General features: G+C 34.7%; 27 protein-coding genes. 20 read left to right on the top strand and 7 right to left on the bottom strand.

All coding sequences use genetic code 11. The features are described from left to right. Positions 1 to 24: 24 nt before the first annotated feature. Entirely contained in the window at positions 25 to 1149 is a 1125-nt protein-coding gene (locus LNP23_RS13095; RefSeq protein ID WP_230001537.1) for a cysteine desulfurase family protein, read from the bottom strand. A gap of 83 nt (positions 1150 to 1232) precedes the next feature. Here LNP23_RS13095 and LNP23_RS13090 point away from each other — a divergent pair, with 83 nt between their 5' ends. After that, complete coding sequence (locus LNP23_RS13090) at positions 1233 to 2219, top strand: hypothetical protein (protein ID WP_230001535.1); 987 nt, start codon at positions 1233 to 1235, stop codon at positions 2217 to 2219. A 144-nt stretch (positions 2220 to 2363) separates the two neighbouring features. Here LNP23_RS13090 and LNP23_RS13085 read toward each other — a convergent pair whose 3' ends face one another. Next, positions 2364 to 2915: a Smr/MutS family protein gene (locus tag LNP23_RS13085; RefSeq protein WP_230001533.1), complete on the bottom strand. Its 552-nt coding sequence runs from the start codon at positions 2913 to 2915 to the stop codon at positions 2364 to 2366. Beyond that, positions 2905 to 3090, bottom strand: a complete 186-nt coding sequence (locus tag LNP23_RS13080; RefSeq protein ID WP_230001531.1) for a hypothetical protein — start codon at positions 3088 to 3090, stop codon at positions 2905 to 2907. Before LNP23_RS13080 ends, LNP23_RS13085 begins: the two co-directional genes overlap by 11 nt. A gap of 105 nt (positions 3091 to 3195) precedes the next feature. On the opposite strand from LNP23_RS13080, the gene LNP23_RS13075 reads away from it, so the two are divergent. Beyond that, positions 3196 to 3474, top strand: a complete 279-nt coding sequence (locus LNP23_RS13075; RefSeq protein WP_230001529.1) for a DUF2752 domain-containing protein — start codon at positions 3196 to 3198, stop codon at positions 3472 to 3474. 20 nt (positions 3475 to 3494) lie between these two features. Here the strand turns inward: LNP23_RS13075 and LNP23_RS13070 are convergent, their stop codons facing one another. Beyond that, the gene (locus LNP23_RS13070; RefSeq protein ID WP_047776215.1) at positions 3495 to 4196 is read right to left on the bottom strand and encodes a DUF1003 domain-containing protein; all 702 of its coding nucleotides are present in this window, start codon (positions 4194 to 4196) and stop codon (positions 3495 to 3497) included. A gap of 192 nt (positions 4197 to 4388) precedes the next feature. On the opposite strand from LNP23_RS13070, the gene epsC reads away from it, so the two are divergent. The 3 genes from epsC to LNP23_RS13055 all read left to right on the top strand — a co-directional run bounded on the left by epsC (position 4389) and on the right by LNP23_RS13055 (position 6724). Further along, positions 4389 to 5180, top strand: a complete 792-nt coding sequence (gene epsC, locus LNP23_RS13065; RefSeq protein WP_047776320.1) for a serine O-acetyltransferase EpsC — start codon at positions 4389 to 4391, stop codon at positions 5178 to 5180. Between the two features lies 1 nt (position 5181). Beyond that, positions 5182 to 6069: a cysteine synthase CysM gene (gene cysM / locus LNP23_RS13060; RefSeq protein ID WP_230001527.1), complete on the top strand. Its 888-nt coding sequence runs from the start codon at positions 5182 to 5184 to the stop codon at positions 6067 to 6069. 211 nt (positions 6070 to 6280) lie between these two features. After that, entirely contained in the window at positions 6281 to 6724 is a 444-nt protein-coding gene (locus tag LNP23_RS13055) for a hypothetical protein (RefSeq protein WP_230001526.1), read from the top strand. Here LNP23_RS13055 and LNP23_RS13050 read toward each other — a convergent pair whose 3' ends face one another. Next, positions 6725 to 7711, bottom strand: coding sequence for a sensor histidine kinase (locus tag LNP23_RS13050; RefSeq protein ID WP_230001523.1), 987 nt, complete (start codon positions 7709 to 7711; stop codon positions 6725 to 6727). Positions 7712 to 7932: 221 nt separating this feature from the next. Between LNP23_RS13050 and rlmD the strand changes: the two genes are divergently transcribed. The 3 genes from rlmD to LNP23_RS13035 are packed head-to-tail and all read left to right on the top strand — an operon-like array spanning position 7933 to position 10662. Further along, complete coding sequence (gene rlmD, locus LNP23_RS13045) at positions 7933 to 9345, top strand: 23S rRNA (uracil(1939)-C(5))-methyltransferase RlmD (protein ID WP_230001521.1); 1413 nt, start codon at positions 7933 to 7935, stop codon at positions 9343 to 9345. Between the two features lie 11 nt (positions 9346 to 9356). Continuing rightward, entirely contained in the window at positions 9357 to 9884 is a 528-nt protein-coding gene (locus LNP23_RS13040; RefSeq protein WP_230001519.1) for a DUF6452 family protein, read from the top strand. Continuing rightward, complete coding sequence (locus LNP23_RS13035; protein WP_047776226.1) at positions 9856 to 10662, top strand: DUF6048 family protein; 807 nt, start codon at positions 9856 to 9858, stop codon at positions 10660 to 10662. Before LNP23_RS13040 ends, LNP23_RS13035 begins: the two co-directional genes overlap by 29 nt. Positions 10663 to 10949: 287 nt before the next feature. On the opposite strand, the gene LNP23_RS13030 is transcribed toward LNP23_RS13035, so the two are convergent. Together LNP23_RS13030 and LNP23_RS13025 are read right to left on the bottom strand one after the other, a co-directional pair. After that, positions 10950 to 11186 (bottom strand): hypothetical protein, encoded by a 237-nt coding sequence (locus LNP23_RS13030; protein ID WP_047776321.1) that lies wholly within the window; start codon positions 11184 to 11186, stop codon positions 10950 to 10952. 151 nt (positions 11187 to 11337) lie between these two features. Then, on the bottom strand, positions 11338 to 12501 hold the full coding sequence (locus tag LNP23_RS13025) for a THUMP domain-containing class I SAM-dependent RNA methyltransferase (RefSeq protein WP_047776228.1): 1164 nt from the start codon (positions 12499 to 12501) through the stop codon (positions 11338 to 11340). A 159-nt stretch (positions 12502 to 12660) separates the two neighbouring features. Here LNP23_RS13025 and LNP23_RS13020 point away from each other — a divergent pair, with 159 nt between their 5' ends. The 12 genes from LNP23_RS13020 to LNP23_RS12965 all read left to right on the top strand — a co-directional run bounded on the left by LNP23_RS13020 (position 12661) and on the right by LNP23_RS12965 (position 22589). Then, entirely contained in the window at positions 12661 to 13425 is a 765-nt protein-coding gene (locus LNP23_RS13020; protein WP_047776229.1) for a class I SAM-dependent methyltransferase, read from the top strand. A gap of 90 nt (positions 13426 to 13515) precedes the next feature. Then, positions 13516 to 14184 (top strand): ZIP family metal transporter, encoded by a 669-nt coding sequence (locus LNP23_RS13015; protein ID WP_047776231.1) that lies wholly within the window; start codon positions 13516 to 13518, stop codon positions 14182 to 14184. Between the two features lie 191 nt (positions 14185 to 14375). Next, positions 14376 to 15188: an N-acetylmuramic acid 6-phosphate etherase gene (gene murQ, locus LNP23_RS13010; protein WP_230001517.1), complete on the top strand. Its 813-nt coding sequence runs from the start codon at positions 14376 to 14378 to the stop codon at positions 15186 to 15188. 229 nt (positions 15189 to 15417) lie between these two features. Beyond that, positions 15418 to 15639: a DUF6095 family protein gene (locus tag LNP23_RS13005; protein ID WP_166924360.1), complete on the top strand. Its 222-nt coding sequence runs from the start codon at positions 15418 to 15420 to the stop codon at positions 15637 to 15639. 27 nt (positions 15640 to 15666) lie between these two features. Then, a complete protein-coding gene (locus LNP23_RS13000) occupies positions 15667 to 15897 on the top strand; it encodes a hypothetical protein (protein WP_230001515.1) in 231 nt (76 codons plus the stop codon). Continuing rightward, positions 15882 to 16196, top strand: a complete 315-nt coding sequence (locus LNP23_RS12995; RefSeq protein ID WP_230001513.1) for a type II toxin-antitoxin system RelE/ParE family toxin — start codon at positions 15882 to 15884, stop codon at positions 16194 to 16196. Before LNP23_RS13000 ends, LNP23_RS12995 begins: the two co-directional genes overlap by 16 nt. Next, on the top strand, positions 16184 to 16756 hold the full coding sequence (locus LNP23_RS12990) for a pentapeptide repeat-containing protein (protein WP_230001512.1): 573 nt from the start codon (positions 16184 to 16186) through the stop codon (positions 16754 to 16756). Before LNP23_RS12995 ends, LNP23_RS12990 begins: the two co-directional genes overlap by 13 nt. A 2-nt stretch (positions 16757 to 16758) precedes the next feature. Further along, complete coding sequence (locus tag LNP23_RS12985) at positions 16759 to 17334, top strand: DUF1572 family protein (protein ID WP_230001511.1); 576 nt, start codon at positions 16759 to 16761, stop codon at positions 17332 to 17334. A gap of 155 nt (positions 17335 to 17489) precedes the next feature. Next, complete coding sequence (locus LNP23_RS12980; protein ID WP_230001510.1) at positions 17490 to 17861, top strand: DNA topoisomerase IV; 372 nt, start codon at positions 17490 to 17492, stop codon at positions 17859 to 17861. 17 nt (positions 17862 to 17878) lie between these two features. Beyond that, positions 17879 to 18649 (top strand): TerC family protein, encoded by a 771-nt coding sequence (locus LNP23_RS12975; protein ID WP_047776241.1) that lies wholly within the window; start codon positions 17879 to 17881, stop codon positions 18647 to 18649. Positions 18650 to 19245: 596 nt separating this feature from the next. Then, on the top strand, positions 19246 to 20727 hold the full coding sequence (locus LNP23_RS12970; protein WP_230001507.1) for a PhoX family protein: 1482 nt from the start codon (positions 19246 to 19248) through the stop codon (positions 20725 to 20727). Between the two features lie 68 nt (positions 20728 to 20795). Beyond that, entirely contained in the window at positions 20796 to 22589 is a 1794-nt protein-coding gene (locus LNP23_RS12965; protein ID WP_230001499.1) for a cytochrome-c peroxidase, read from the top strand.

Raw genomic sequence — 22589 nt, 5'->3', positions numbered from 1 at the left:
AGAACCTCAGAAACTTTAAAAAAACTAAACCGTTTTCAAACTCTCAATCAACCAGTCAATATCTTCTTTGGTGTTGTAATGGCTGAATGAAATTCGCAAGTTTGGCAGTTTTAAATCTTCCTCTGAAAGCATTTCTTTTAAAACATGGGAAGGTTTAATACTTCCGGATTGGCAGGCACTTCCTCTGGAAACTGCAATTCCTTTCATGTCTAAACTAAACAAAAGCATAGCAGTTTTATCGGAAGAAAAAGGAAGAATGATATTGATGATATTGTAAAAATCCTCTTTTTTACCGTTGATTCTAAAGCCCGGGAAATGAATTTCAAGCTGCTCAATAAGATACATTTTCAAATCTGAAATGTATGTTCTTTCCTGATCTAAATTTTCATAAGAGAGCGCCAACGCTTTTGCCATTCCGGCAATTTGGTGCACGGCTTCTGTACCTGCGCGAAGTCCTTTTTCCTGCTCTCCTCCAAAAATAGAAGGCTGTAATCCCGAATTTCTTCGAATAAAAGCAAATCCGACTCCTTTGGGGCCGTGAAATTTATGCGCACTAGCCGAAATAAAATCAACAGGCGTTTTTTGCAGGTCTATTTCTGTTTTGCCGACAGATTGCACCATATCAGAATGAAACAAAGTATTGTATTGCTTGCAAATAACACTTACCCTATCCAGATCCAAAATAGTACCGGTTTCATTATTTACATGCATTAAACTTACGATGGTCTTCTTTTCTTCAGACAACAAATTGGACAAATGAGTCAAATCAATGCTTCCATCGGGATTGATTTTTACATAATCAACCTGAATAGTATACTCCGCTTGCAAAGCCAAGGCGGTATATAAAACAGCATGATGTTCAATTTTGGTCGTAATAATACGCTCTATTTTAAGATCCTTTACTGCAGAACGCAAGATCCAATTATTGGCCTCAGTTCCTCCTGAGGTAAAAATAATTTCCTGTGCAGAACAGTTTAGGTATTTGGCAATACTTTTTCTGGAAAGCTCCAGAATTGTTTTGCCGTTTCGTCCAAAGCTGTGAGTTGAAGATGGATTACCAAAATCATCGGTCATGACTTTTGTTATTTCCTGAATAACTTCAGCACGCATAGCAGTTGTCGAGGCGTTATCGAGATATACTTTTTTCATTGCGGCAAAGTTAAGAAATATCAATTGTGAATTCTTAAATATCAATTGCCAAATTTTTCACTATTTTTGACCCAAATATATTTATGATGAGAAAATATGCATGCCTTCTGTTATTCGCCCTTATATTAAACGGCTGCGATGATGGTGATGTAACTGTTGAAACATTAGATTTTAGCGACATCAAACAAGCTTCTAGTTGTCCTAGTAGTAACAATCAATTGGTTTATAAAATTAAAAGTCAGGAATCACTGCTTTTACAATTAGACAAAGACACCTTCAAAAACGAACCAACACTTCCTGGTAAACCAAATACATATCAGATCGATGATAATAAATTCAAGCTTTACTATAGAAGTTACGACGGACCTGTAGGAATACCAAACATTTGCGACTTCATTCCTCCCACAACACCAAATGTGATTAATGAATGGTATGCAAAATCCGGAAGAATTGAAATTGCGACTACAGCAATAACATCTACAAACTCAACCACCAATGCTATCACAATTACAGGATACAGTCATAATATTGTCATCAAAAATATAACCTATTCAGTATCCAGTCTGGATATCACACAACCTCAGGTTGTTTTTGGTGATTTTACAACAACCGTAGCTGATGTGGATAAACTGGATTTAGCCTTCACCAGACCACTAGTACAATGTCCTACTTCAAAACAAATCTACACCTACAATACCAAATCTGCAATGACAATTGATGCTATTGATCCTCTATTAATTAAAAATGAAGCAACAGCTCCAAATTCCCCAAGAAGAGGATTAATCGGGTCAACTGTAAACAAGCTTTTGTATAAATTATTTACTGGCCCTCCAGTTAGTGACGATTACTTTTGCGGTACAACTATACCAACTACACCTACAGTAAAAGAGACCTGGACCGGAGTCGATGGTGTAGCTAATACAAGTGGTATTATAGAGGTAACCACAACTACAGCTGTAAACAATCAGTTCAAACACACAATTGTACTTAAAAATACTTCTATAAAAAAAGGAAACAACTTTGTTAATTTAGGAACCAGTTATGTATTGGGGGAACTATTAACGAAATAACCGACCTTAATTCCTGTTTGTAAAAAAGTTTTTTTTCTTACAAAAAAGAAGTCCGTTTTCATGCTAATTTAATTTTAAAATTAGTTCTGAAAACGGACTTTTTTTTACCGTATATTCTGGGTGATCTCACACCCAAAAAGTACTTTACTTGGTATTTTGCCTAAAATAAACTTCGGTCGCTCCTAAGCCATATTTTTGATAATTGGCGTCTTGAAAATCTACTCCGTCATATCGACCCAACAAAAAGTCAAGTTCTGACTTTAGAATTCCTTCACCAACTCCGTGAATAAAAACTATTTTCGGAATACGATTTCTAATCGCAAATTCTATGTGTCTTTTTGCCGTCTCCGTCTGTAAAGTTAAAATGTCATAATTCGACATTCCGCGTTTGTTCGGAACCAGTTTTTCGATATGCAAATCAAATTCCGGAGCCGAAATTTCGCGTTTATCTTTGCGTTCTTTCACAAAACTTCTTGGTTTTGGCTCTGTTTTCTCTTTTGTAATCTCATCTAAATTAATTCTTTTAATAGAATTCATTAAATTACTGGTATCTTGTATTTTAAGTAATTCATTGACAAAAAATGTCATCATAAATCCATCCTCCGTTTCAATCAAAACCTCCTTGTTTTTAACTGAAACCACTACTCCGTTTATGGCCTCGTCTAAAACAGAAACCTTATCTCCTTTACTTAACATCTTCTTCTTCTTTATCCTGGTTTTTACTTGGTGTTTTTGCACTCAACTGCATCATTCCATACATGAAAACCACAATGGCAATTATCATGATATAGACATTTTTCTCTGCTGAGACCTGCTCATATAAAGCGACCGAAATGGCAAGTAGCATTATTAAAATTTTAAAAGCTTTCATATTTTTAAATCATAAGAACTCAAAAGTAAGAAACTTTAAAATAGCAGTTCTTACCTCCGGAAACATTATCATATATTTTTTGTAAAATTGTAAAAATTAAAACCCATGAGTTTAGAACATTATATGCTACCCTGCCTTTTCAAAACGCTCTTTGGAATAGAGTGTTTAGGCTGTGGTTTTCAACGCGCTTTATTCTTACTTTTTCAGGGTGAGTTTTTAGCCGCTTTTAAGATGTATCCGGCACTCTATTCTACCCTTCTTTTTTTTGGTTTTATCCTTTTGTATTATTTCGACAAATCAAAAAACTACACCAAACTACTTTGGATTTCCGGAATCCTAAATGCCCTTTTTATGGTTGCGGGATATTGGTATAAACACTTTTAAATTCAAATATTACACTCCAATTATTTTTTAATCTGGTTCAGAATATCATCCATCATTTCGATTTGTACTTTCTGAATTTCGATTAACTCCTGTTGTTGGTGCATAATCAAATGATCAATTTTATCGTGAATCATTCTAATTTCCAATTCCGATTTTAAGTTAATCATATAATCTTTTTTGGCACGATTTCTATCTTTTTCTTCCTGACGGTTCTGACTCATCATAATTACCGGAGCTTGTAATGCAGCAATACAGGATAAAATTAAATTAAGCAAAATAAAAGGATAAGGGTCGAAACCTTTATTCACCAAAATCCATACATTCAAAGCAATCCAAACGATGATAAAAAACAAGAATGAGATTATAAACGTCCAACTCCCTCCAAAATCAGCTACCTTATCGGCTATTTTTTGTCCAAAACTTCTGTTCTCATCTTCATCCTCAACAATACTCACTATTGATTTATCTTCTTTTAATGACTCAATAACATTCTTTTCAAGATCCGAAAGGGCTCCAATCTCCGTAGATAAATAATTGGAGATGTATTTCTGACGATACGCATTCAATTCCTTAACCGCTATGAAATCACTATCGCAAAAAGCCGGATAATCTTTTACAATAAGGCCTAAAATAGGATCGTGAATCGATTTTCCCGAAATTTTATCCTTTGCAGGGAAAGACAAATTTGAAATAGCACTTTTAAAAGTCGGATTGTTTTTCATTTTAATGTGTTTTAACTGCTAATTTAAGCATTTAACTTATTCCGAATCACAATAAATTAGTAGTCTGTTATTTTTCTTTATTTATCACAAATCCAATTCGCAAAACAAAATTTCTTTAGGCAAATCATGCCTTTGTTTCCAAAAAACACCTTACTTTTAAGGCTTCAAAAATATTCATTCAATTTTACAATTGTGTCAAAAGAACTTATCATACAAAATATAAAAGCGTTAAAAAGTCATTTAAATATAAATTACGGGATCAAAACCAAAACGGAAGACTTTACCGAAAAGCTTTTTTACACTCTTTTTGATTCTAATGCAGCGTTAGACCAAAGTATCCAGGAACTTGAAGTACGATTTAAAGAGATTGCTATTCTGGCCTGCAAAAAACCGGAAAACTTGTGCGAGTCGATCTGGGAACGTTTTCTGGAAAAACTTCCGGGTGTCTTAGAAAAACTAAATGAGGATGCGGAGTATATTTTAGAAAATGACCCTGCGTCTAACAGTATTGATGAGGTTTATTTAGCCTATCCGGGCTTTTATGCCATTGCTATTTACCGATTAAGTCACGAATTGTACCTTATGGACTTGTTACTCTTCTCGAGATTAATGAGTGAATATGCACATCGCATTACCGGAACTGACATTCATGCCGGCGCTACTATTGCTTCACCGTTTTTTATTGATCATGCCACCGGTATTGTTATTGGAGAAACCACCGTTATCGAAAAACATGTCAAAATTTACCAAGGTGTTACTTTAGGTGCTTTGAGTGTAAGCAAAGAAATGAAAAATGCCAAGCGCCACCCAACCGTGGAAAAAAATGTTTGCATTTACGCAAATGCGACCATTTTAGGAGGAGAAACCGTTATTGGCAAAAACAGTATCGTAGGAGGAAATGCCTGGATCACCAAGTCGATTCCTGCCGATTCTATTGTAACAAATACCACCACTACAGAAATTAAAATAAAAGAAAAAAGATAATATGGGTCCACAGAAACTGCTAAACCTAATTGGAAACACACCATTGATGGAAACAGTCAATTTGGTTAAAAATAAAAATGTAAAACTGCTATTAAAATTAGAAGGAAATAATCCCGGCGGAAGCGTAAAAGACAGAGCCGCTTATAACATGATCGCATCGGCACTTGAAAGAGGCGACATCAAAAAAGGAGACAAACTAATTGAAGCAACCAGTGGAAATACAGGAATTGCACTTGCAATGATCGCTCAATTGTTTCAAATAGAAATAGAATTAGTACTACCGGAAGATTCTACAAAAGAACGAACACAGACCATGCGTGCTTATGGCGCTACAGTGATTTTAACACCTGCCAGTGAAGGAATTATCGGATCACGTGACTATGCCGACAAAAAGGTCGCAGAAGGCGGTTATTTGATGTTAAATCAATTCGCCAATGAAGACAACTGGAAAGCACACTATAAAACTACCGGACCAGAAATCTGGAACGATACTGAAGGAACGGTAACCCATTTCGTTTCAGCAATGGGAACCACCGGAACGATCATTGGAACTTCGACTTATTTAAAAGAAAAAAATCAGGACATTCAGATCATTGGTGCACAGCCAAGCGATGGTTCTCAGATTCCGGGAATTCGCAAATGGCCAAAAGAATACTTACCTAAAATTTTTGATGCTTCAAAAGTTGATACTGTGATTGATGTCAGCGAAGACGAAGCCCGTCAAATGACCAAACGTTTAGCTCTTGAAGAAGGTGTTTTTGCAGGAATGAGCAGCGGAGGTTCTGTTGCAGTAGCTTTAAAAATAGCAGAACAATTAGAATCGGGGGTTATCGTAGCTGTAATCTGCGATCGTGGGGATCGCTATCTTTCATCTGATTTATTTGATTAAGAAAAAGAGACTAAGTTTCTGAGATGCTAAGTCAAAAAGTTTTCTTTTCATTGTAAATCAAAATTTATCATTTTAGCCTCTCAGAATCTTATTCAAATTAAACAGAATCTTCCATTATAAGACTAAACTCAGTCACTTCAAACAAAAAATTCCATTCCAAAATTAAACTCAGTACCTTAGCCCCTCAGGAACTTAGTCACTTCAAACAAAAATGCTTACAAAATCAAATTTCAAAGAATGGTTTAACAGGTATAAATATGCTGAATTAGCAAGCACAACAGCAGCACTTCTAACCTCATTCTTTAGCACAATCTACAGCGGATTAACAACAGCCTACCTTATTACCTTTGCCGAATACCTGGCCTTTTACGGGACCATTCTGGTTTCTTCTTATAGAAAAATTGCACAGCAGAATAAACTTCAAAACAAAACAACCACTTTTGGCGAGATGGTATCTCTTGTCAAAAATTTAGTTTTAGAGTTTGGATATCCGGCGTTTTTAGATTTTTTAGTCGTTCGCCCTTTTTGTATGTATTGGATGCCAATCTTATGCGGAAACTATTTCTTCGGAATTATTCTGGGGAAAATAACAGCAGATACTTGTTTCTATTTTTTCACCATTATCAATTACGAAATCATCAAGAAAAGATCTTGATTAGAGTTCAAAAACGATTTTAAATTCAGCTCCTTTATTTTTTCCTTCACTGGTAGCACTTAAGATACCTCTATTTCTCTCTATGATTTTTTTACAGAGATAAAGCCCAATTCCGGTTGAGGATTCTTTTGCTGTCCCTAATCGGCTCATTGTGGTGAACTTTTTAAACAATTCATCAATCTGGTGTTTATCAAAACCAATCCCCTTGTCAGTGACCGTAATGATCAATTCGTCATCTTCAAAATAGATTCTTACTTTAATTTCACTATCAAAGTAAGAAAATTTTATTGCGTTACTGATTAGATTCACTAAAACCTGAACCAACAAACCTTCTTCGATTCTCAATTTAGCTTCAGATAGCTCTAAACTCAAAGTCAGCTTAATATTTTTATCAATCAGTCGTTGTTCAACCTGCTCATTGATAAAAGGCAAAATATTAGGAAATACAATCGTTTTTAATTCCTGATTCATTTTTACAATCTGATCCTGTTCATTCAACAATTTTATGAAATTATCGATATATCTAAATTGCAAATTAGTGGATTCACAAATCAAACCAGCCAGATGTTTCACCGAGTCTGACGGGTTTTCGCTTATAATGAGATTGGCTAAACCTTGAGGATTCCCTGCAAAGTTTTTTAAATCATGTGAAAGCATATAAATTAAATCCTGCTTTTCATTTATATAACTTTCGGCTTCATAAATAGACTCCTGAATATTACACATTAGCAAACCTGCCTCATCACTGTATTCCGTTGGCAAAACCGATAATCTTCTGTTATTCCTGTAATCGTCTAAAGATTTTGAAGCCTTTGCTATCGGCTCAATTAGATTCTTTAAAACCAAGAGTGTTATCGCAGTTGCCAGTAAGGTCATTATTAAAGAAAAAACCAAAACAGAAGCCGGTGAAATAGAAGTATCAAAATAAAGCACAAAAAACAAAATACCGATAAGGGGAATATGTATACCTATAAAAGCTACAAACAAGAATTTGAATGCGTAACTCTTCTTTAAAAAGCTAATTTGTGAAAGATTGTGATACAACTTCATAAAAAGATAACAAAACTATAGGTTAAAAATGTAGCTTTTGGGATTATTGCTAAAACAAAGTTACTTTTAAAAGTCGATTAAACTAACAATTTAAAAAAAATGGTAAAATATTTTAAAATTTAAATTTATAAAAGTTTACAAACCCTTATTTTTGCGCTATGGGAAGAAAAAATACAGACAAAGTTGTCTTTCATCAAATTCAAGTTCTTGATGCTGGAGCAAAGGGAGTATCAGTAGCAAAGGCTCCTGACGGAAAAGTGATCTTTATTCCGAATGTGGTACCTGGTGATGTAGTTGATGTACAAACTTTTAAGAAAAGAAAAGCCTATTATGAAGGCAAAGCAGTAAAATTTCATGAATTATCAGAGCATCGCATTGATCCTATTTGCGATCATTTTGGTGTTTGTGGAGGATGTAAATGGCAAAACATGAAATACAGCCAACAGCTGTATTACAAGCAAAACGAGGTGAAAAATCATTTACAACGTATTGGAAAAGTTGAACTTCCTGAATTCGAAACTATTCTGGGTTCAGACAAACAGTTTTTCTACAGAAATAAAATGGAATTTTCGTTTTCTAACAGTCGTTGGTTAACCGAAAAAGAAATTGATAGTACGGAAGATTTAGGAAACAGAAATGCTTTAGGGTTCCATATTTCAAAAATGTGGGATAAAATCCTTGACATTACAAAATGTCACCTTCAGGAAGACCCTTCAAATGCTATTCGTAACGAAATCAGAGCATTTGCCAACGAGCATAATTTAGCTTTTTTCAATCCTAGAGAGCATTCCGGTTTATTGCGTACTTTTATGATTCGCACGGCTTCAACAGGAGAAATCATGGTTTTGATTCAGTTTTTTGAAGAGGACCAAAAGAACAGAGAATTGTTATTAGATCATTTATATGAAAAGTTTCCACAGATTACTTCTTTGCAGTATGTAATTAATGGAAAAGCAAATGATACCATTTATGATCAGGATGTTAAATTATACAAAGGAAGAGATTATATCCTCGAAGAAATGGAAGGTTTAAAATTTAGCATTAATGCGAAATCATTTTACCAAACCAACTCTGATCAAGCGTACGAATTGTATAAAATAACACGTGATTTTGCAGGTCTTTCCGGCAACGAAACGGTTTATGATTTATATACAGGAACCGGAACTATTGCTCAGTTTGTTTCTAAAAAGGCAAAAAAAGTAATCGGGGTAGAAAGTGTACCTGAAGCTATTTTAGATGCTAAAGCCAATGCCGAACGCAATAATATTACCAATTGTGAGTTTTTTGTTGGAGACATGAAAGTCGTATTTAATGAGGCTTTTATTGCACAACACGGAAAACCTGATGTAATTATTACAGATCCGCCAAGAGATGGTATGCACGCTGCCGTTATTGATCAGATTTTGAAAATTGCACCTAAAAAAGTCGTTTATGTGAGTTGTAATTCAGCTACACAAGCACGCGATTTAGCCTTGATGGATGAAAAATACAAGGTAACACGTGTTCGTCCGGTAGATATGTTCCCGCAAACGCATCATGTTGAAAATGTTGTACTTTTAGAACTTAGATAACAAAAATATACATGAAAAAAATAATCTCTTTTTTATTGCTTTTTGCTTTTGGTTTATCCGGCTGCGAGAAAGATGACATTTGTGATGCAGATACACCAACAACGCCACGTTTAGTAATCTCCTTTTATGACATAACCAATGCATCTATAAAAAAGAATGTAAAAAACCTTAAAGTAATTGGTAAAAATCAAGATAGAGGTATTGTTTTCAACAAAACCGGTATTGGTGATGCAATGTACATAACCAGTGCGAACACTATATCTATTCCTTTAAGAACAGATGCTGACACGACAACTTATACGTTTATTTACGACTCGGGAAATCCGAATTCTCCTGAGTTTAATACGGATGTACTGGAATTTAAGTACACGCGTCAAAACATTTATGTTTCAAGAGCTTGTGGTGTTAAAACTATTTTTAATCTAGAAGCTTTCATTCGAATAATCCCTGATGCTGACAACCCTTGGATGAAACAAATTAACATAAAAAAAACTAACATTGAATACGAAAATGAGACACATGTTGAAGTATTTTTTTAGTATTCCTCTCTTGTTTTCAATGTTTATGGTTCAGGCACAAGAAACAACCAAAACAAAAGAAACTGTTCAGGAAAAACCAAAATCGGAAATCAAAAAACCAGCTGCTCAGCAGGTTACCACGGACACAATCCCTCCAAAAACAGATCGATACGGTCTGCGCGTTGGTGTTGATGTCTACAAATTAACACGTGGTTTTTACGACAAAGATTATAAAGGTGTTGAATTTACAGGTGATTTTCGTCTGACGAAAAAATACTATTTAGCAGCAGAACTTGGTTTTGAAGACAAAACCACTGATGACGACAGAGTAAACTCCACCGCAACAGGAACGTATATAAAAGGAGGTTTTGACTACAATACGTATCAAAACTGGCTTGATATGGAAAACCTTATCACTATAGGCTTGCGAGGCGGTTTTAGTACTTTTAGTCAACAATTAAATACTTATAAAATCTATAATCGAGATCCTTACTGGTCATCACAAGAATCAATTGTTTCAGGTGAGAAATACAATGGTCTTACTGCTGCCTGGCTCGAAGTCGCTATGGGAGTTAAAGCAAAAGTTTTCAATAACGTATTCGTTGGTTTTGGTGTTCAGTTAAAACTTTTGGTAAGCAATAAAGAACCAGGGAATTTTGAAAATCTTTACATTCCCGGTTTCAACAGAACCTATGACGGAAATTTTGGAGTAGGTTTTAATTATACTGTTTCTTATTTTATTCCGCTTTACAAGAAAAAAGTAATCATACCGGAGATTAAGGACATTCCGAAGAAATAGGTTTTCTTAAGTTGCTAAGCTCCTAAGTCGCTAAGTTTCTGAGTTTTTTAACTGAGAAAAATACAGCCAAAAAATAAGCCACAAATTCACGAATTAAACTTAATAATTCTTGAATTTGTGGCTTATTTTTTATCAGAAAAACTCATCTCAAACCAATCAAAACTAAAAGTTATGATACACTTTGTCTCGTTTTTAGAATCTCGCAAAGACGCAGAGTCGCTAAGTTTTTTCTTAGAAACTCAGTCGCTTAGAAACTCAGTCACTTAGAACCTTAGCACCTTCAACACCTACCCTATTTCTCTAATTCCTTTTATAAAAATCCATTTCATAAAAAGCTTTTCACCGTCTTTGGTTTTTACTGCTTGAAATTTAGGCGAAATCAAAGTCGCGGCAATAAAAGAGGTCACCGGAATCCAAAGTCCTGTTAATCCCGTATAGCTTGCTACCAAATACCTTCCTGCTATAAACAAAATAGCGAAACATCCCAACTGATATAAAAAACCTCTTACTTGTAGTTTTGTCATTTTTTTTTTTAAGTTGCTAAGGTTCTAAGATACTGAGTTTCTAAGATTTTTTTAATCTGGCAACTCAACATCTTAGAACCTTAAAATTATTATTTTAAATTGTATAGAAAAGCTTAGCACCTCAGAAACTTAGTCCCTTAGAACCTTTTTCCTATTCATTAACCTGAAACTTAGTTCTCTTACTTCCCTCGTACATTTCGTACTTCACCAAACGCGCTTCTAAACTTGCGTTGAAAAGTTTGATTTTTCTAGACGGTTTTAATCCAACAAATTTCAGTGCTTCAAGATTGGCTGTAATAAACCAGGCGTTTGTTCCCGGGTAGCTTTTCTTCAAAGTATCTCCAATATTTTTATAGAATTCTTCCATATGAATGTCCAAACGTTCATCATAAGGAGGATTGAAAACCATATGTAATTTACCTTCAACCGCTTTTTCGCTATCAAAAAAGTTGTTTTCCTGAACCGTAACGTAATCTTCTAAATTAGCGTTTCTGATGTTATCTTTAGCTTTATTTACCGCACTTGGCGCTTTGTCAAAACCTTTTATGGTGTAATGAAATTCTTTTGTCTTTTTCATCAGACTGTTTACAATCTGATCAAATAAATCATTGTCCCAGTCTTTCCATTTCTCAAAAGCAAACTCTTTACGATTAATGTTTGCCGGAATATTACAAGCAATCATAGCAGCTTCTGCCAAAAACGTTCCCGAACCACACATTGGATCCAGAAAATGACTCTGTCCTTCCCAACCTGACAACAATAAAATTCCTGCTGCCAAAACCTCATTAATCGGTGCAATATTCGTAGCAGTTCTGTAACCACGTTGGTGCAATGAATTCCCTGAAGTATCCAACGCAACCGAAACCTGATCTTTATCAATATGAATGTTAATTCTTAAATCCGGAAAAGCTTTATCAATACTCGGACGTTGCCCTGTTCGCTCTCTAAATTGATCTACAATGGCATCTTTACACTTTTGAGAAACAAACTCAGAGTGATTAAAATAAGTAGAATGTACCGTAGCATCAATAACAAAAGTCTGATTGGCATTCAATAATTTAGACCAGTTTACACCTGAAATTCCTTTATACAATGCCTGTTCATTATTCGCCCTGAAAGAATATATAGGTTTCAAAACTTTAAGAGCAGTACGCAACGACAAATTGGCTTTGTACATAAATCCTTTGTCGCCTTTAAAACTAACCATTCGCACTCCTTTTTCTACATCCTGAGCACCAAGCGCACGCAACTCATTTTCCAATATTTCTTCAAAACCAAAAAAACATTTGGCTATCATTCTAAAATTTTCTTCCATTTTTTCTCTAAATTAAAACAGATTTCTTATCAATCTCAAATCTGCATTAAAAATTTCACCTTACACACAATGATTCACGAGGTATCATTGCGAAATAGTTATTTTTCGGCAAAAATACACTAAATTTGCGGGACTTTTGAATTAATTGAAATAGAATAAATGTCTGACGCATCGAACTCATCCACACCGAATCAGGAACGTAACACCGAAAATTGGTTTACTTCGTGGTTTGACACTCCTTATTACCACATTCTTTATAAAGATAGAAACTACCGCGAAGCTCAGATTTTCATGGATAATCTTACACATTATCTAAATTTACCTGAAAAAGCAAAAGTACTCGATCTTGCCTGCGGGAAAGGCCGTCACTCTATTTACTTAAACCAGTTAGGTTTTAACGTAATAGGAGCCGATTTATCTGAAAACAGCATTGCTGAAGCAAGCAAAAACAGTAATGAGACACTTCATTTTAAGGTACACGACATGCGTGAGCCTTTTGAAGAAAAATTTGATGCGATATTCAATTTGTTTACCAGTTTTGGTTATTTCGAAAGTGACGACGACAATCTAACCACCTTAAAAGCCATAAAAGAAAGCTTATCCGAATATGGTTTTGCTGTAATTGATTTCATGAATGTAACTCAGGTCTTAGAAACTTTGGTTCCCGAAGAAATTAAAACAGTAGACGATATCGATTTTAAAATTAAAAGATATCTACAAGACGGACATATTTTTAAAGAAATAGATTTTGAAGATAAAGGCCAGCATTTTCATTTTACTGAAAAAGTAAAAGCCTTAACATTAAAGGATTTCGAAGAGTTAATGAATGAAGCAGGTATTTTTCTTTTAGATACTTTTGGAGATTATAAACTAAAAAAGTTTCATAAGACTGAAAGCGAACGATTAATCATGATTTTTAAATAAAATGGTTTAATTGCCACTTTGTTTAACCGTTGCATCGATTAAACAACCCAACAGTTAAACGATTAAACTTAACAAACGATTAAACAAAAAATGAACTACTTATTACCTTTATTTTCGGTACTTCTGGGCTATATTGTAGCTTTGTTTTTAAAGCCAAAAAACAAATCCAATCTAAAACTTTTATTAGCTTTTAGCGGCTCGTTTTTACTATCCTTGACGGTTATGCACCTGTTGCCGGAAGTTTACGCGTCACACAATCATAATATTGGTTTGTTTATCATGGTGGGAATCCTGTTTCAGATCATTCTGGAATTTTTCTCACAAGGCGCAGAACACGGTCATGTTCACGGGCACGAAAAAATGAACCAAATCCCGTGGTTGCTTTTTATAAGTTTGTGTATTCATGCTTTTTTAGAAGGTTTCCCAGTCAGCCATCATCATGATTTAGCGATTGGAATTGCAATTCATCATTTGCCAATTGCCATTATATTAACGACATTTTTCCTAAACGCAAGCTTAAACAAAAAAGCCATTTTTGCTTTTATGCTAACTTTTGCAGTTATGACGCCGTTAGGTACAATCGCATCAGAATATTTGCCGATTTTAAACGAATACTATACAGAGATTACAGCAGTTGTAATCGGTATCTTGTTTCACATCTCCTCTACTATTATTTTTGAAAGTAGTGAAGGACATAAATTTAATGTCGCTAAAGTGTCGATGATCGTTCTTGGAGTTCTGTTGGCTTTTTTCTTATAATTAACAGCAACAGATCTTAACAAGAGATTCTATTTGACAAATCGCTTACAATACCCACATTTCATAAACATACAGAAGCAGGTTGTTTCTAATTCCTCACAAAAAACTAATTGGTACAAATATATTTCGTTGTTATAAGCCTTAAAACTTTGTAACTTTGAGGCTTTGTAACACAGCACATAAAAGATACCATGATTTTTACAAAAACTACAGAACAAGCATCAAAATATGATCATTTAGAAAAAATGTCTGTCCATGAATTGCTTGCTAATATCAATAACGAGGACAAAACCGTTCCGCATGCCGTTGAAAAAGCGATGCCACAAATTGAAGCTCTTGTAGCACAAGTTGTAGCCAAGTTAAAACTAGGCGGAAGAATGTTTTACATCGGAGCCGGAACATCGGGACGTTTAGGCGTTGTTGATGCTTCTGAGTGCCCTCCTACTTTTGGAGTTCCCTTTGATCTAGTAAACGGAATTATTGCCGGTGGTGATACCGCTATTCGTCGTGCCGTAGAAAATGCCGAAGACGATGCAGCACAAGCCTGGATTGATTTACAAGCAAATAATATTGGAAAAAATGATATTGTTATAGGTATTGCTGCTTCTGGAACAACACCTTATGTTATTGGAGGTTTAGAAACTTGTAATGAGAATAATATTACTACAGGCTCTATTACCTGTAACGCAGGAAGTCCTTTGGCCCTAACAGCACAATTTCCAATTGAAGTGGTTGTAGGACCAGAATTTGTTACCGGAAGCTCCAGAATGAAAGCCGGAACTGCACAAAAATTAGTTCTGAATATGATTTCGACTGCAGCCATGATCCAAATTGGTAAAGTAAAAGGAAACAAAATGGTCGATATGCAGCTCAGCAACATCAAATTGGTCGATCGCGGTGTCAAGATGATTATGGGAGAAATCCCTGTCACTTATGAAGAAGCCTCTGATTTGCTGAAAAAATATGGAAGTGTCAGAAATGCTGTTGACAACTATAATTTGTAAAATGTGAGATGTTTTTGGTGAAAAGACTATCGATTTGTCATTTTGGTCATACGATTTGTCATTTCGAGGTACGAGAAATCACACTCAAAATTCGACAAAGATTAGCGATTTTCATAACGGAATTTCTTGTGTGATTTCTCCTCCGTCGAAATGACAAGATTGCGAAAAACTTGAAACCTGAAACAACTTTAAACCTGAAACACTTTTAAACCTGAAACCTTAAAAAAAAATGGCAACAAATAAAGAACTACTCGGAAAAGGCATCAAATACGTGACAGGTTCATTACCGTTACTATTCATTGGACCATCCCTAATTTATAACGCTTTTATGAATCAGCATACGAACTGGCACTATTTGGTTTTAGGAATCGGAATTGTAGCTTGTTTAAGTGCCATGTTTTTAATTTTTTATGGATTGAAAATCATCATGAAAGGTTTGTTTAATGATTAATTTATATCTTTACTAAAACTCTTTATTATGGATATGCAAGCAGAAATAAATTGGATTCATCAAGAAATTGACAAGGTCAAAGATCCTTCCTTTGTAGAGAAACTAAAACATCTTTTACAATCTGTCAATAGCACTACTGCTGATTCTGATACTGCCTACAATTTAGATATAGAAAATGCTTTAGAAGACATTAAAAAAGGGAATTTCCATTCTGAAGAAGAAACCAAAGAAATAGCCAAAAAGTGGGGAAGAAAATAATTTGGTCGGGTAACGCTCTACAACAATTAGAAGATATTCATTTCTATATTTTCTTTGAGAGTAAATCACTCCAAATTGCCGACAAAGTAATTAATTCCATTTTTGACAGTACCGATATACTAAAAACACAACCTGAAATTTATAAACTTGATAAGCAAAAAACCAATAATGATGGTAGTTTCAGAGTTTATATGATCTATAATTTCAGCGTTTCATACCAAATTACCAATCAAGTAATTCAAATTTTACGGGTAAGACATACTGCCCGGAAATCAAAAAAATATTCATGGAAAGTCTAATACACATTCAGAAAACATTTGACAAAGTCATTTATATTGATAAAAAAATAAACAATCGGGAGTTTGAAGATTGTGTTTTTAAAAATTGTGATTTTTCCAACAGTAATTTTGCTTACAATACTTTTTTAGACTGCGAATTTATAGATTGTAATCTGTCGATGACCAGTTTAGCCGGAACGAGTTTAAAAAATGTGACTTTTAAGAATTGTAAACTTTTAGGAATTGCTTTTAATGAGTGTGATGACTTTTTATTTCAAGTTTATTTTGAAGAAAGCACTTTAGACTACGCTGTTTTTTCGAACAAAAAAATGCCAAAAACTAAGTTTATAAACTGTTCGGTGAGAGAAGTAACTTTTATAGGAACCAATCTCACAAGCTCTTCTTTTGATAATTGCAATCTTGAAGGCGCTATTTTTAACGAAACTCAATTAGCGGCAGTTGACTTTAGAACAGCTTATAATTACAAAATTGATCCTGAATTCAATCCGATGCGAAAAGCACAATTTGCAACTCAGGGAATTGAAGGCCTTTTAGACAAATATGACATTAAAATTGTTTAGTTATGGATGCAACCGAATCGTATTTAGAAAGTGTTAAAAAGCAATTTTTATATTACAAAATCTTAGGCGAAAAAGCAATGGCTCAATTGGAACCCGAACAGCTTTTTACTGCCGTAAATGAGGACACCAATAGTATCGCTACAATCATAAAACACATTTCGGGCAATATGTTATCACGTTGGACTGATTTCCTAACTACCGATGGCGAAAAAGAATGGCGCAATCGTGACGCCGAATTTGAAAATGACTTACAATCAAAAGAAGAAGTTTTAGCGGTTTGGAATAAAGGATGGGATTGTTTTCTGACTACTTTAGAAAATTTAAAACCCGAACAACTTTCCCAAATAATCTACATCAGAAACGAAGGCCATACGGTCATTGAAGCCATCAATCGACAATTGGCACATTACCCTTATCATATCGGACAAATTGTTTTTTATGCCAAACAATTAAAAAAAGACGACTGGAACAGTTTATCAATTCCGAAGAATAAATCGGGAAATTACAATGCCGAAAAGTTTGCCAAAGAAAAAGAAATTAAGAACTTTACGGATGACGAGCTAAAAAAATTGAAATAATCGTATTATCCGTCTAAACGAAGTCAAATGTCGGTCTGAACGAACCCGAATGTCAGTCTAAGCGAACCTGAATGTCAGTCTGAGCGAAGTCGAAGACCTACTAAAACTCCTTCGACTTCGCTCAGGATGACTCAAAAAACAACATAAACAAAAAAATGAAAAAAATTATATTCTTACTTCCGTTATTAGCATTAGTATCATGTTACAACGCAGAACACAACTGCAAGGACTTCAAAAACGGAAAATTCAAATTTGAGTTTGAAGTAAACGGTGTAAAAAAAACCACAATATTTGAACGAAAAGACACTATAGAAATTGAAACCTTTGATGGTAAAACAGATACATCAACCGTACGTTGGGTAAGTGATTGTGAGTACATTCTTCAAAAGAAACACCCAAAAAATATGGCAGAAGAAAAAGCAATCAGTATGAAAATCCTAAACACTACAAAGGATTCCTATACATTTGAATTTGGAATGGTGGGCTCTGAAGAAAAACAACGCGGAACAGTTCATAAAATAGAATAAATTAAAAGCTCTTAAAAATGGAAGTATTCCTAAACCCCGATGCGTGGATTGCACTCTTAACACTTACTTTTCTTGAAATTGTTCTGGGAATTGATAATATCATTTTTATATCGATTGTAACGGGTAAACTTCCGGAAGAAAATCGCAAAAGAGCTACCAGAATTGGTTTGTTTTTAGCCATGTTCATGCGTATTGCCTTGTTGATGGGGATTTCTTATCTAATTGCTATGAAAGCCATTTTGTTCAGCATAAACTGGGGTTGGCTAAATGCAGATTTTACAGGACAAGCACTGATTTTATTTTTCGGAGGATTGTTTCTTATTTATAAAAGTACCAAAGAAATCAGCGAGAAAGTAGATCATAAAGGCGAAGAGGAAAAAAACATCAAGACGGCAGCAAAACAATCCTTCTCCAATGTTATTCTACAAATCTTATTAATCGATTTAATCTTTTCGGTTGATTCAATCCTAACGGCGGTTGGAATGACAAACGGCGTAAATGGCGCTTTGACTATTATGGTAACTGCCGTTATTATTTCGGTAGCAGTAATGATGCTGTTCGCTGTTCCGGTTGGGAATTTTGTCAATCAGAATCCTTCTATACAAATATTAGGATTGTCTTTTTTAATCCTGATTGGTTTTATGCTGATTACCGAAAGTATGCATTTATCTGAAGCCACACTTGCAGGGGAACACATTGGCGCGATTCCGAAAGGGTATTTGTATTTTGCCATAACATTTTCGTTGGCTGTTGAATTTGTCAATATGAAAATTCGAAAGAAACAATAATATCTTTCTTAAAAATAAGCTTCTTTTCGGGGAATTTTAACCGCAGAGCGCGCAAAGGGTTTACGCAAAGTTCGCAAAGTTTAGTTATAGCTTTGCGAACTTTGCGTTTTTTCTTTTGCAAGCAGATTTAGCAGATTAGGCTGATCTTATTTACCTCTTAAAAAAAATCTGTGCAATCTGCTAAATCTTCTAAATCTGCGTGCAGAAAAATTAGGTATAAAGTTAAAAAAGTGCCGCAATACTATAATTAAACTTTGCATACCTTACCGTTTAAACTTTTTAGCTCAAAAGAGACAAAATCATTTTTAATCTTTAAAATCTGTGGCTACTTTTTCTTGCCACAGATTAAACGGATTGGATGGATTTATTTTTAGGGTTACTTTTTCAATTTCGCATCTTTACTCTGCTATTATACTTCTATTTTTTCCGCAGTTTTATTATAACTTCCCTACACGCATAAAATTTACAATTAACTTCCAATATTTACGATTTAATAATATATACCTTATAGTTTATTAGCAATTATAAAAAACTGACGTAACATGTATTTTGTTTTTGAGGGATAGCTTTGCTCAAAATAAAAAAACCAAAATATTATGAAATTTAATTTTTTAAGATCGCTAGCATTGCTTGGTATTACGGGTCTTTCTGCAATCAGTTGTCAAGATGATGACAACAAAGGTGCTACTAACGAGGTAAAGTCCTCTATCGATTTCACATCACACTCAAAAGTCCCTGCTTTTGTTTTTCCGATGACTGGTTTCGAAAACCTTCAGATTAGCACCTTGATCAGTAGTGCAGACGTTTTACCGGAATCTCCGAAATTTGTTTATGGAGCACAGCCAGATGGAGCCGGGTTCATGAAAAATCCAAACGGAGAAGGTTATATCTTAATTACCAACCACGAAATATTACAATCTGTATCAAGAGTTTATTTAGACAAAACTTTTAAACCAGTAAAAGGAGATTATCTAGTAGACGGAATTGGAGGTTTAACACGTTTGTGTTCGGCAACTTTAGCTACTCCTGAAATTCACGGATTTGGTCCAATCTTTTTAACTGCCGGAGAAAGTGGTCAGGAAAGTATGGTTCATGGAATTAATCCACTAGGATTATCTTCAGACAAAAGCAAAACCGACAGAGTTTTACCTGCTTTAGGGAAAGCCAGTATGGAAAATGCAGTTCCATTACCAAAAGAAGCGTATCCTGGAAAAACAATTATCATGATTGGTGAAGATCAATCTTACGCAACTTCACATGCAAGTGCGGGACAATTGATCATGTATATGAGTACTGTAGGAGATTTATCAAACGGAAAACTATATGCTTTAAAAAGAAATGATGGAAATCAGGTAGAAACTGCCATGACTTTAAACAATTCTTATCCTGTTTCTTTTGTTGAAATTCCAAATGCAAAAAACCTGACAGGAGCTGTAATTAATACTACTGTAAATGCATTAGGAGCTATTCGTTTTTCAAGAGTAGAAGATGTTGACTACAGAAAAGGAAGTGCCAGCAATAACAGAGAGGTTTACTTTACAGCAACCGGACAAGCTACTTCAAACGCTCCTGTTGACGGTTATACGATGTGGGGAAGAGTTTACAAACTAAAAATGGATGCTGCTGATCCTTTAAAAGGAACTTTAGAATTAGCCGTTGAAGGTGATAGTACTCCGGGAACAGGAATCATCAATCCGGACAACCTTTGTGTTACTGAAAATTACGTTTACATTCAGGAAGATGGTGATAGTTATTATGCTGATGCAAAACACGATTCGTACATCTGGCAATATAATATTGCTTCAAAACAAAACAAGCCTTGGTTAAACATGAATCACAAAAGAACAGACGCGTCTTGGAATGCCTTATACAATCAAGCTGGAGAGACAAGACTTGGTAGCTGGGAATTTGGTGCCATGCAAGATATCTCTGATTTAATTGGTGTACCAAACACTTTTACAGTAAATATTCACTCGCACACTTGGCAACTTGATGCATTCAAAAATGCAGATGGTTCGGGTATTAACACCAACAAAGAAGGTGGACAAACTGTTATTATTAGAAACGTACAACGCTAATAATTTCAACCTAAATTAAATTTACAACCCTTATTTTTTTGATAAGGGTTGTTATCTTTTTACGTACTATGATAAAATTAAAATACTTTATTCCTCTGTTTATACTTTTTTGCCTGGCCATTTCATGCAAAGAAAATCAAGCTTCTCAAACTACCATCAATCAGGATTTGATCATTGATTTAAACAAATTAAACAATGAAATTGTACAATTTCAAAAATTAGTGACTACAGACCAATCCCAAAAAGAAATTGTAGAACAGTTTAAAAAGTCCCGTCTGGCCTATAAAAAAGTAGAATGGGCAGTTGAATACTTCATTCCCGAAACCGCTCGTTTTATGAACGGCCCAGCCTTAGACGAAATGGAACTGGAAGAAAACAAATCCTTCGAACCACATGGTTTTCAGGTTATGGAAGAACTTATTTATCCGGAATATGAAATTACGAACAAGGAAGATTTAGTTCGAGAATTAAACATTTTCGCCTCCAACATAAAACAGTTGAAAAGCACTTTTGAAGTTATTACGATTAGCAACGATTATGTCTTAGATGCTGTTCAGCAAAACGTTTTTAGAGTAATTGCTTTAGGTATAACTGGTTTTGACAGTCCAATTTTACAGACCTCAATTCCTGAAGCTGGTGAAAGTTTAATCGGTATTCCAAGTCTACTTCAAAGAATTGATGGCAATAGTAAAACGTTAGCAGATTTAAAAAAACTAATCACAGAGGCACAAAAATATTGCAAAAACAACAACAATTTTAATGCCTTCAACCGAGCCGTTTTTATAACTCAATATCTGAATCCAATTTCAAAAAAAATAAAAGCTTTCCAGAAAGAAGAAAAGATTCAAAATGTAAAAAAAAGCAGTCCGTTAAAACCCACTGCAGCCACTTTTTTCGATAAAGAGGCCTTTGACGTAAATGGATTTGTTCTTTCGGATGCACATAATTTTACCGCTGATAAAGCAACATTGGGAGAAAAGTTATTTTATGATAAAACGCTTTCCAAAAACAATGACAGAAGCTGCGCCACTTGTCATCATCCTGAAAAAGCCTTTACTGATGGCCTAAAAACAAATGTTTCGCTAAATGGCAGTAACTTGATGAGAAACACGCCTACCCTGACTTATGCTTCACTACAGAATGCACAATTTTGGGATATGCGCCAATTAGATTTAGAAAAACAAAGTGTTGATGTCATTGAAAATAAAGACGAAATGCATGGTTCCTTAAAAGATATTCATGCTCAGATTTTACTGGATGCCGAATACGTAAAACTTTTCAAAAAGGCTTACCCTAAAACGGCAAAACCGGAAGCCTGGCAAATTCAAAACGCAATTGCAAGTTACGTAAGGTCGCTTAATGCTTTTGATTCTAAATTTGACGTTTACATGAGAGGCGAAGAAAATACACTGACCAATCAGGAAATAGAAGGCATGAATCTTTTTATGGGTAAAGCAAAATGTGCGACCTGCCACTTCACACCTCTGTTTAACGGTACGGTTCCACCAAATTATTCCAAAACCGAACACGAAGTTATAGGAACTCCAAAGGACATCTCAGGAAAAGCATTGAGCCCCGATACCGGCAGATACTTATACAATAAAATGCCTCAGTTGGTTGGAGCTTTCAAAACACCAACGGTTCGAAACATTGCTGTAACAGGACCCTATATGCACAATGGTGTTTTTAAAACTTTAGAAGAAGTTGTTGACTTCTACAATAAAGGTGGTGGAAAAGGATTGGGTTATGCAGTAGACAACCAAACATTGCCTTTTGATGCACTAAAACTGACTAAAAAAGAAGAACAATCGTTGGTTGCATTCATGAAAACACTAACGGATAAAAAATACCAACAAAACTAA

It is taken from the genome of Flavobacterium cupriresistens, from assembly GCF_020911925.1.
Lineage (GTDB): Bacteria > Bacteroidota > Bacteroidia > Flavobacteriales > Flavobacteriaceae > Flavobacterium > Flavobacterium cupriresistens.
Note: the sequence above shows the minus strand (reverse complement) of the source record. Positions and strands in the feature narration are given on the sequence as shown.

Bases quoted from the DNA above. Each gene is read 5' to 3' on its own strand.
- LNP23_RS13095 (WP_230001537.1), bottom strand. From the start codon at position 1,149: ATGAAAAAAGTATATCTCGATAACGCCTCGACAACTGCTATGCGTGCT.
- LNP23_RS13090 (WP_230001535.1), top strand. From the start codon at position 1,233: ATGATGAGAAAATATGCATGCCTTCTGTTATTCGCCCTTATATTAAAC.
- LNP23_RS13085 (WP_230001533.1), bottom strand. From the start codon at position 2,915: ATGTTAAGTAAAGGAGATAAGGTTTCTGTTTTAGACGAGGCCATAAAC.
- LNP23_RS13080 (WP_230001531.1), bottom strand. From the start codon at position 3,090: ATGAAAGCTTTTAAAATTTTAATAATGCTACTTGCCATTTCGGTCGCT.
- LNP23_RS13075 (WP_230001529.1), top strand. From the start codon at position 3,196: ATGAGTTTAGAACATTATATGCTACCCTGCCTTTTCAAAACGCTCTTT.
- LNP23_RS13070 (WP_047776215.1), bottom strand. From the start codon at position 4,196: ATGAAAAACAATCCGACTTTTAAAAGTGCTATTTCAAATTTGTCTTTC.
- cysM (WP_230001527.1), top strand. From the start codon at position 5,182: ATGGGTCCACAGAAACTGCTAAACCTAATTGGAAACACACCATTGATG.
- LNP23_RS13055 (WP_230001526.1), top strand. From the start codon at position 6,281: ATGCTTACAAAATCAAATTTCAAAGAATGGTTTAACAGGTATAAATAT.
- rlmD (WP_230001521.1), top strand. From the start codon at position 7,933: ATGGGAAGAAAAAATACAGACAAAGTTGTCTTTCATCAAATTCAAGTT.
- LNP23_RS13040 (WP_230001519.1), top strand. From the start codon at position 9,357: ATGAAAAAAATAATCTCTTTTTTATTGCTTTTTGCTTTTGGTTTATCC.
- LNP23_RS13035 (WP_047776226.1), top strand. From the start codon at position 9,856: ATGAGACACATGTTGAAGTATTTTTTTAGTATTCCTCTCTTGTTTTCA.
- LNP23_RS13030 (WP_047776321.1), bottom strand. From the start codon at position 11,186: ATGACAAAACTACAAGTAAGAGGTTTTTTATATCAGTTGGGATGTTTC.
- LNP23_RS13025 (WP_047776228.1), bottom strand. From the start codon at position 12,501: ATGGAAGAAAATTTTAGAATGATAGCCAAATGTTTTTTTGGTTTTGAA.
- LNP23_RS13020 (WP_047776229.1), top strand. From the start codon at position 12,661: ATGTCTGACGCATCGAACTCATCCACACCGAATCAGGAACGTAACACC.
- LNP23_RS13015 (WP_047776231.1), top strand. From the start codon at position 13,516: ATGAACTACTTATTACCTTTATTTTCGGTACTTCTGGGCTATATTGTA.
- murQ (WP_230001517.1), top strand. From the start codon at position 14,376: ATGATTTTTACAAAAACTACAGAACAAGCATCAAAATATGATCATTTA.
- LNP23_RS13005 (WP_166924360.1), top strand. From the start codon at position 15,418: ATGGCAACAAATAAAGAACTACTCGGAAAAGGCATCAAATACGTGACA.
- LNP23_RS13000 (WP_230001515.1), top strand. From the start codon at position 15,667: ATGGATATGCAAGCAGAAATAAATTGGATTCATCAAGAAATTGACAAG.
- LNP23_RS12990 (WP_230001512.1), top strand. From the start codon at position 16,184: ATGGAAAGTCTAATACACATTCAGAAAACATTTGACAAAGTCATTTAT.
- LNP23_RS12985 (WP_230001511.1), top strand. From the start codon at position 16,759: ATGGATGCAACCGAATCGTATTTAGAAAGTGTTAAAAAGCAATTTTTA.
- LNP23_RS12980 (WP_230001510.1), top strand. From the start codon at position 17,490: ATGAAAAAAATTATATTCTTACTTCCGTTATTAGCATTAGTATCATGT.
- LNP23_RS12975 (WP_047776241.1), top strand. From the start codon at position 17,879: ATGGAAGTATTCCTAAACCCCGATGCGTGGATTGCACTCTTAACACTT.
- LNP23_RS12970 (WP_230001507.1), top strand. From the start codon at position 19,246: ATGAAATTTAATTTTTTAAGATCGCTAGCATTGCTTGGTATTACGGGT.
- LNP23_RS12965 (WP_230001499.1), top strand. From the start codon at position 20,796: ATGATAAAATTAAAATACTTTATTCCTCTGTTTATACTTTTTTGCCTG.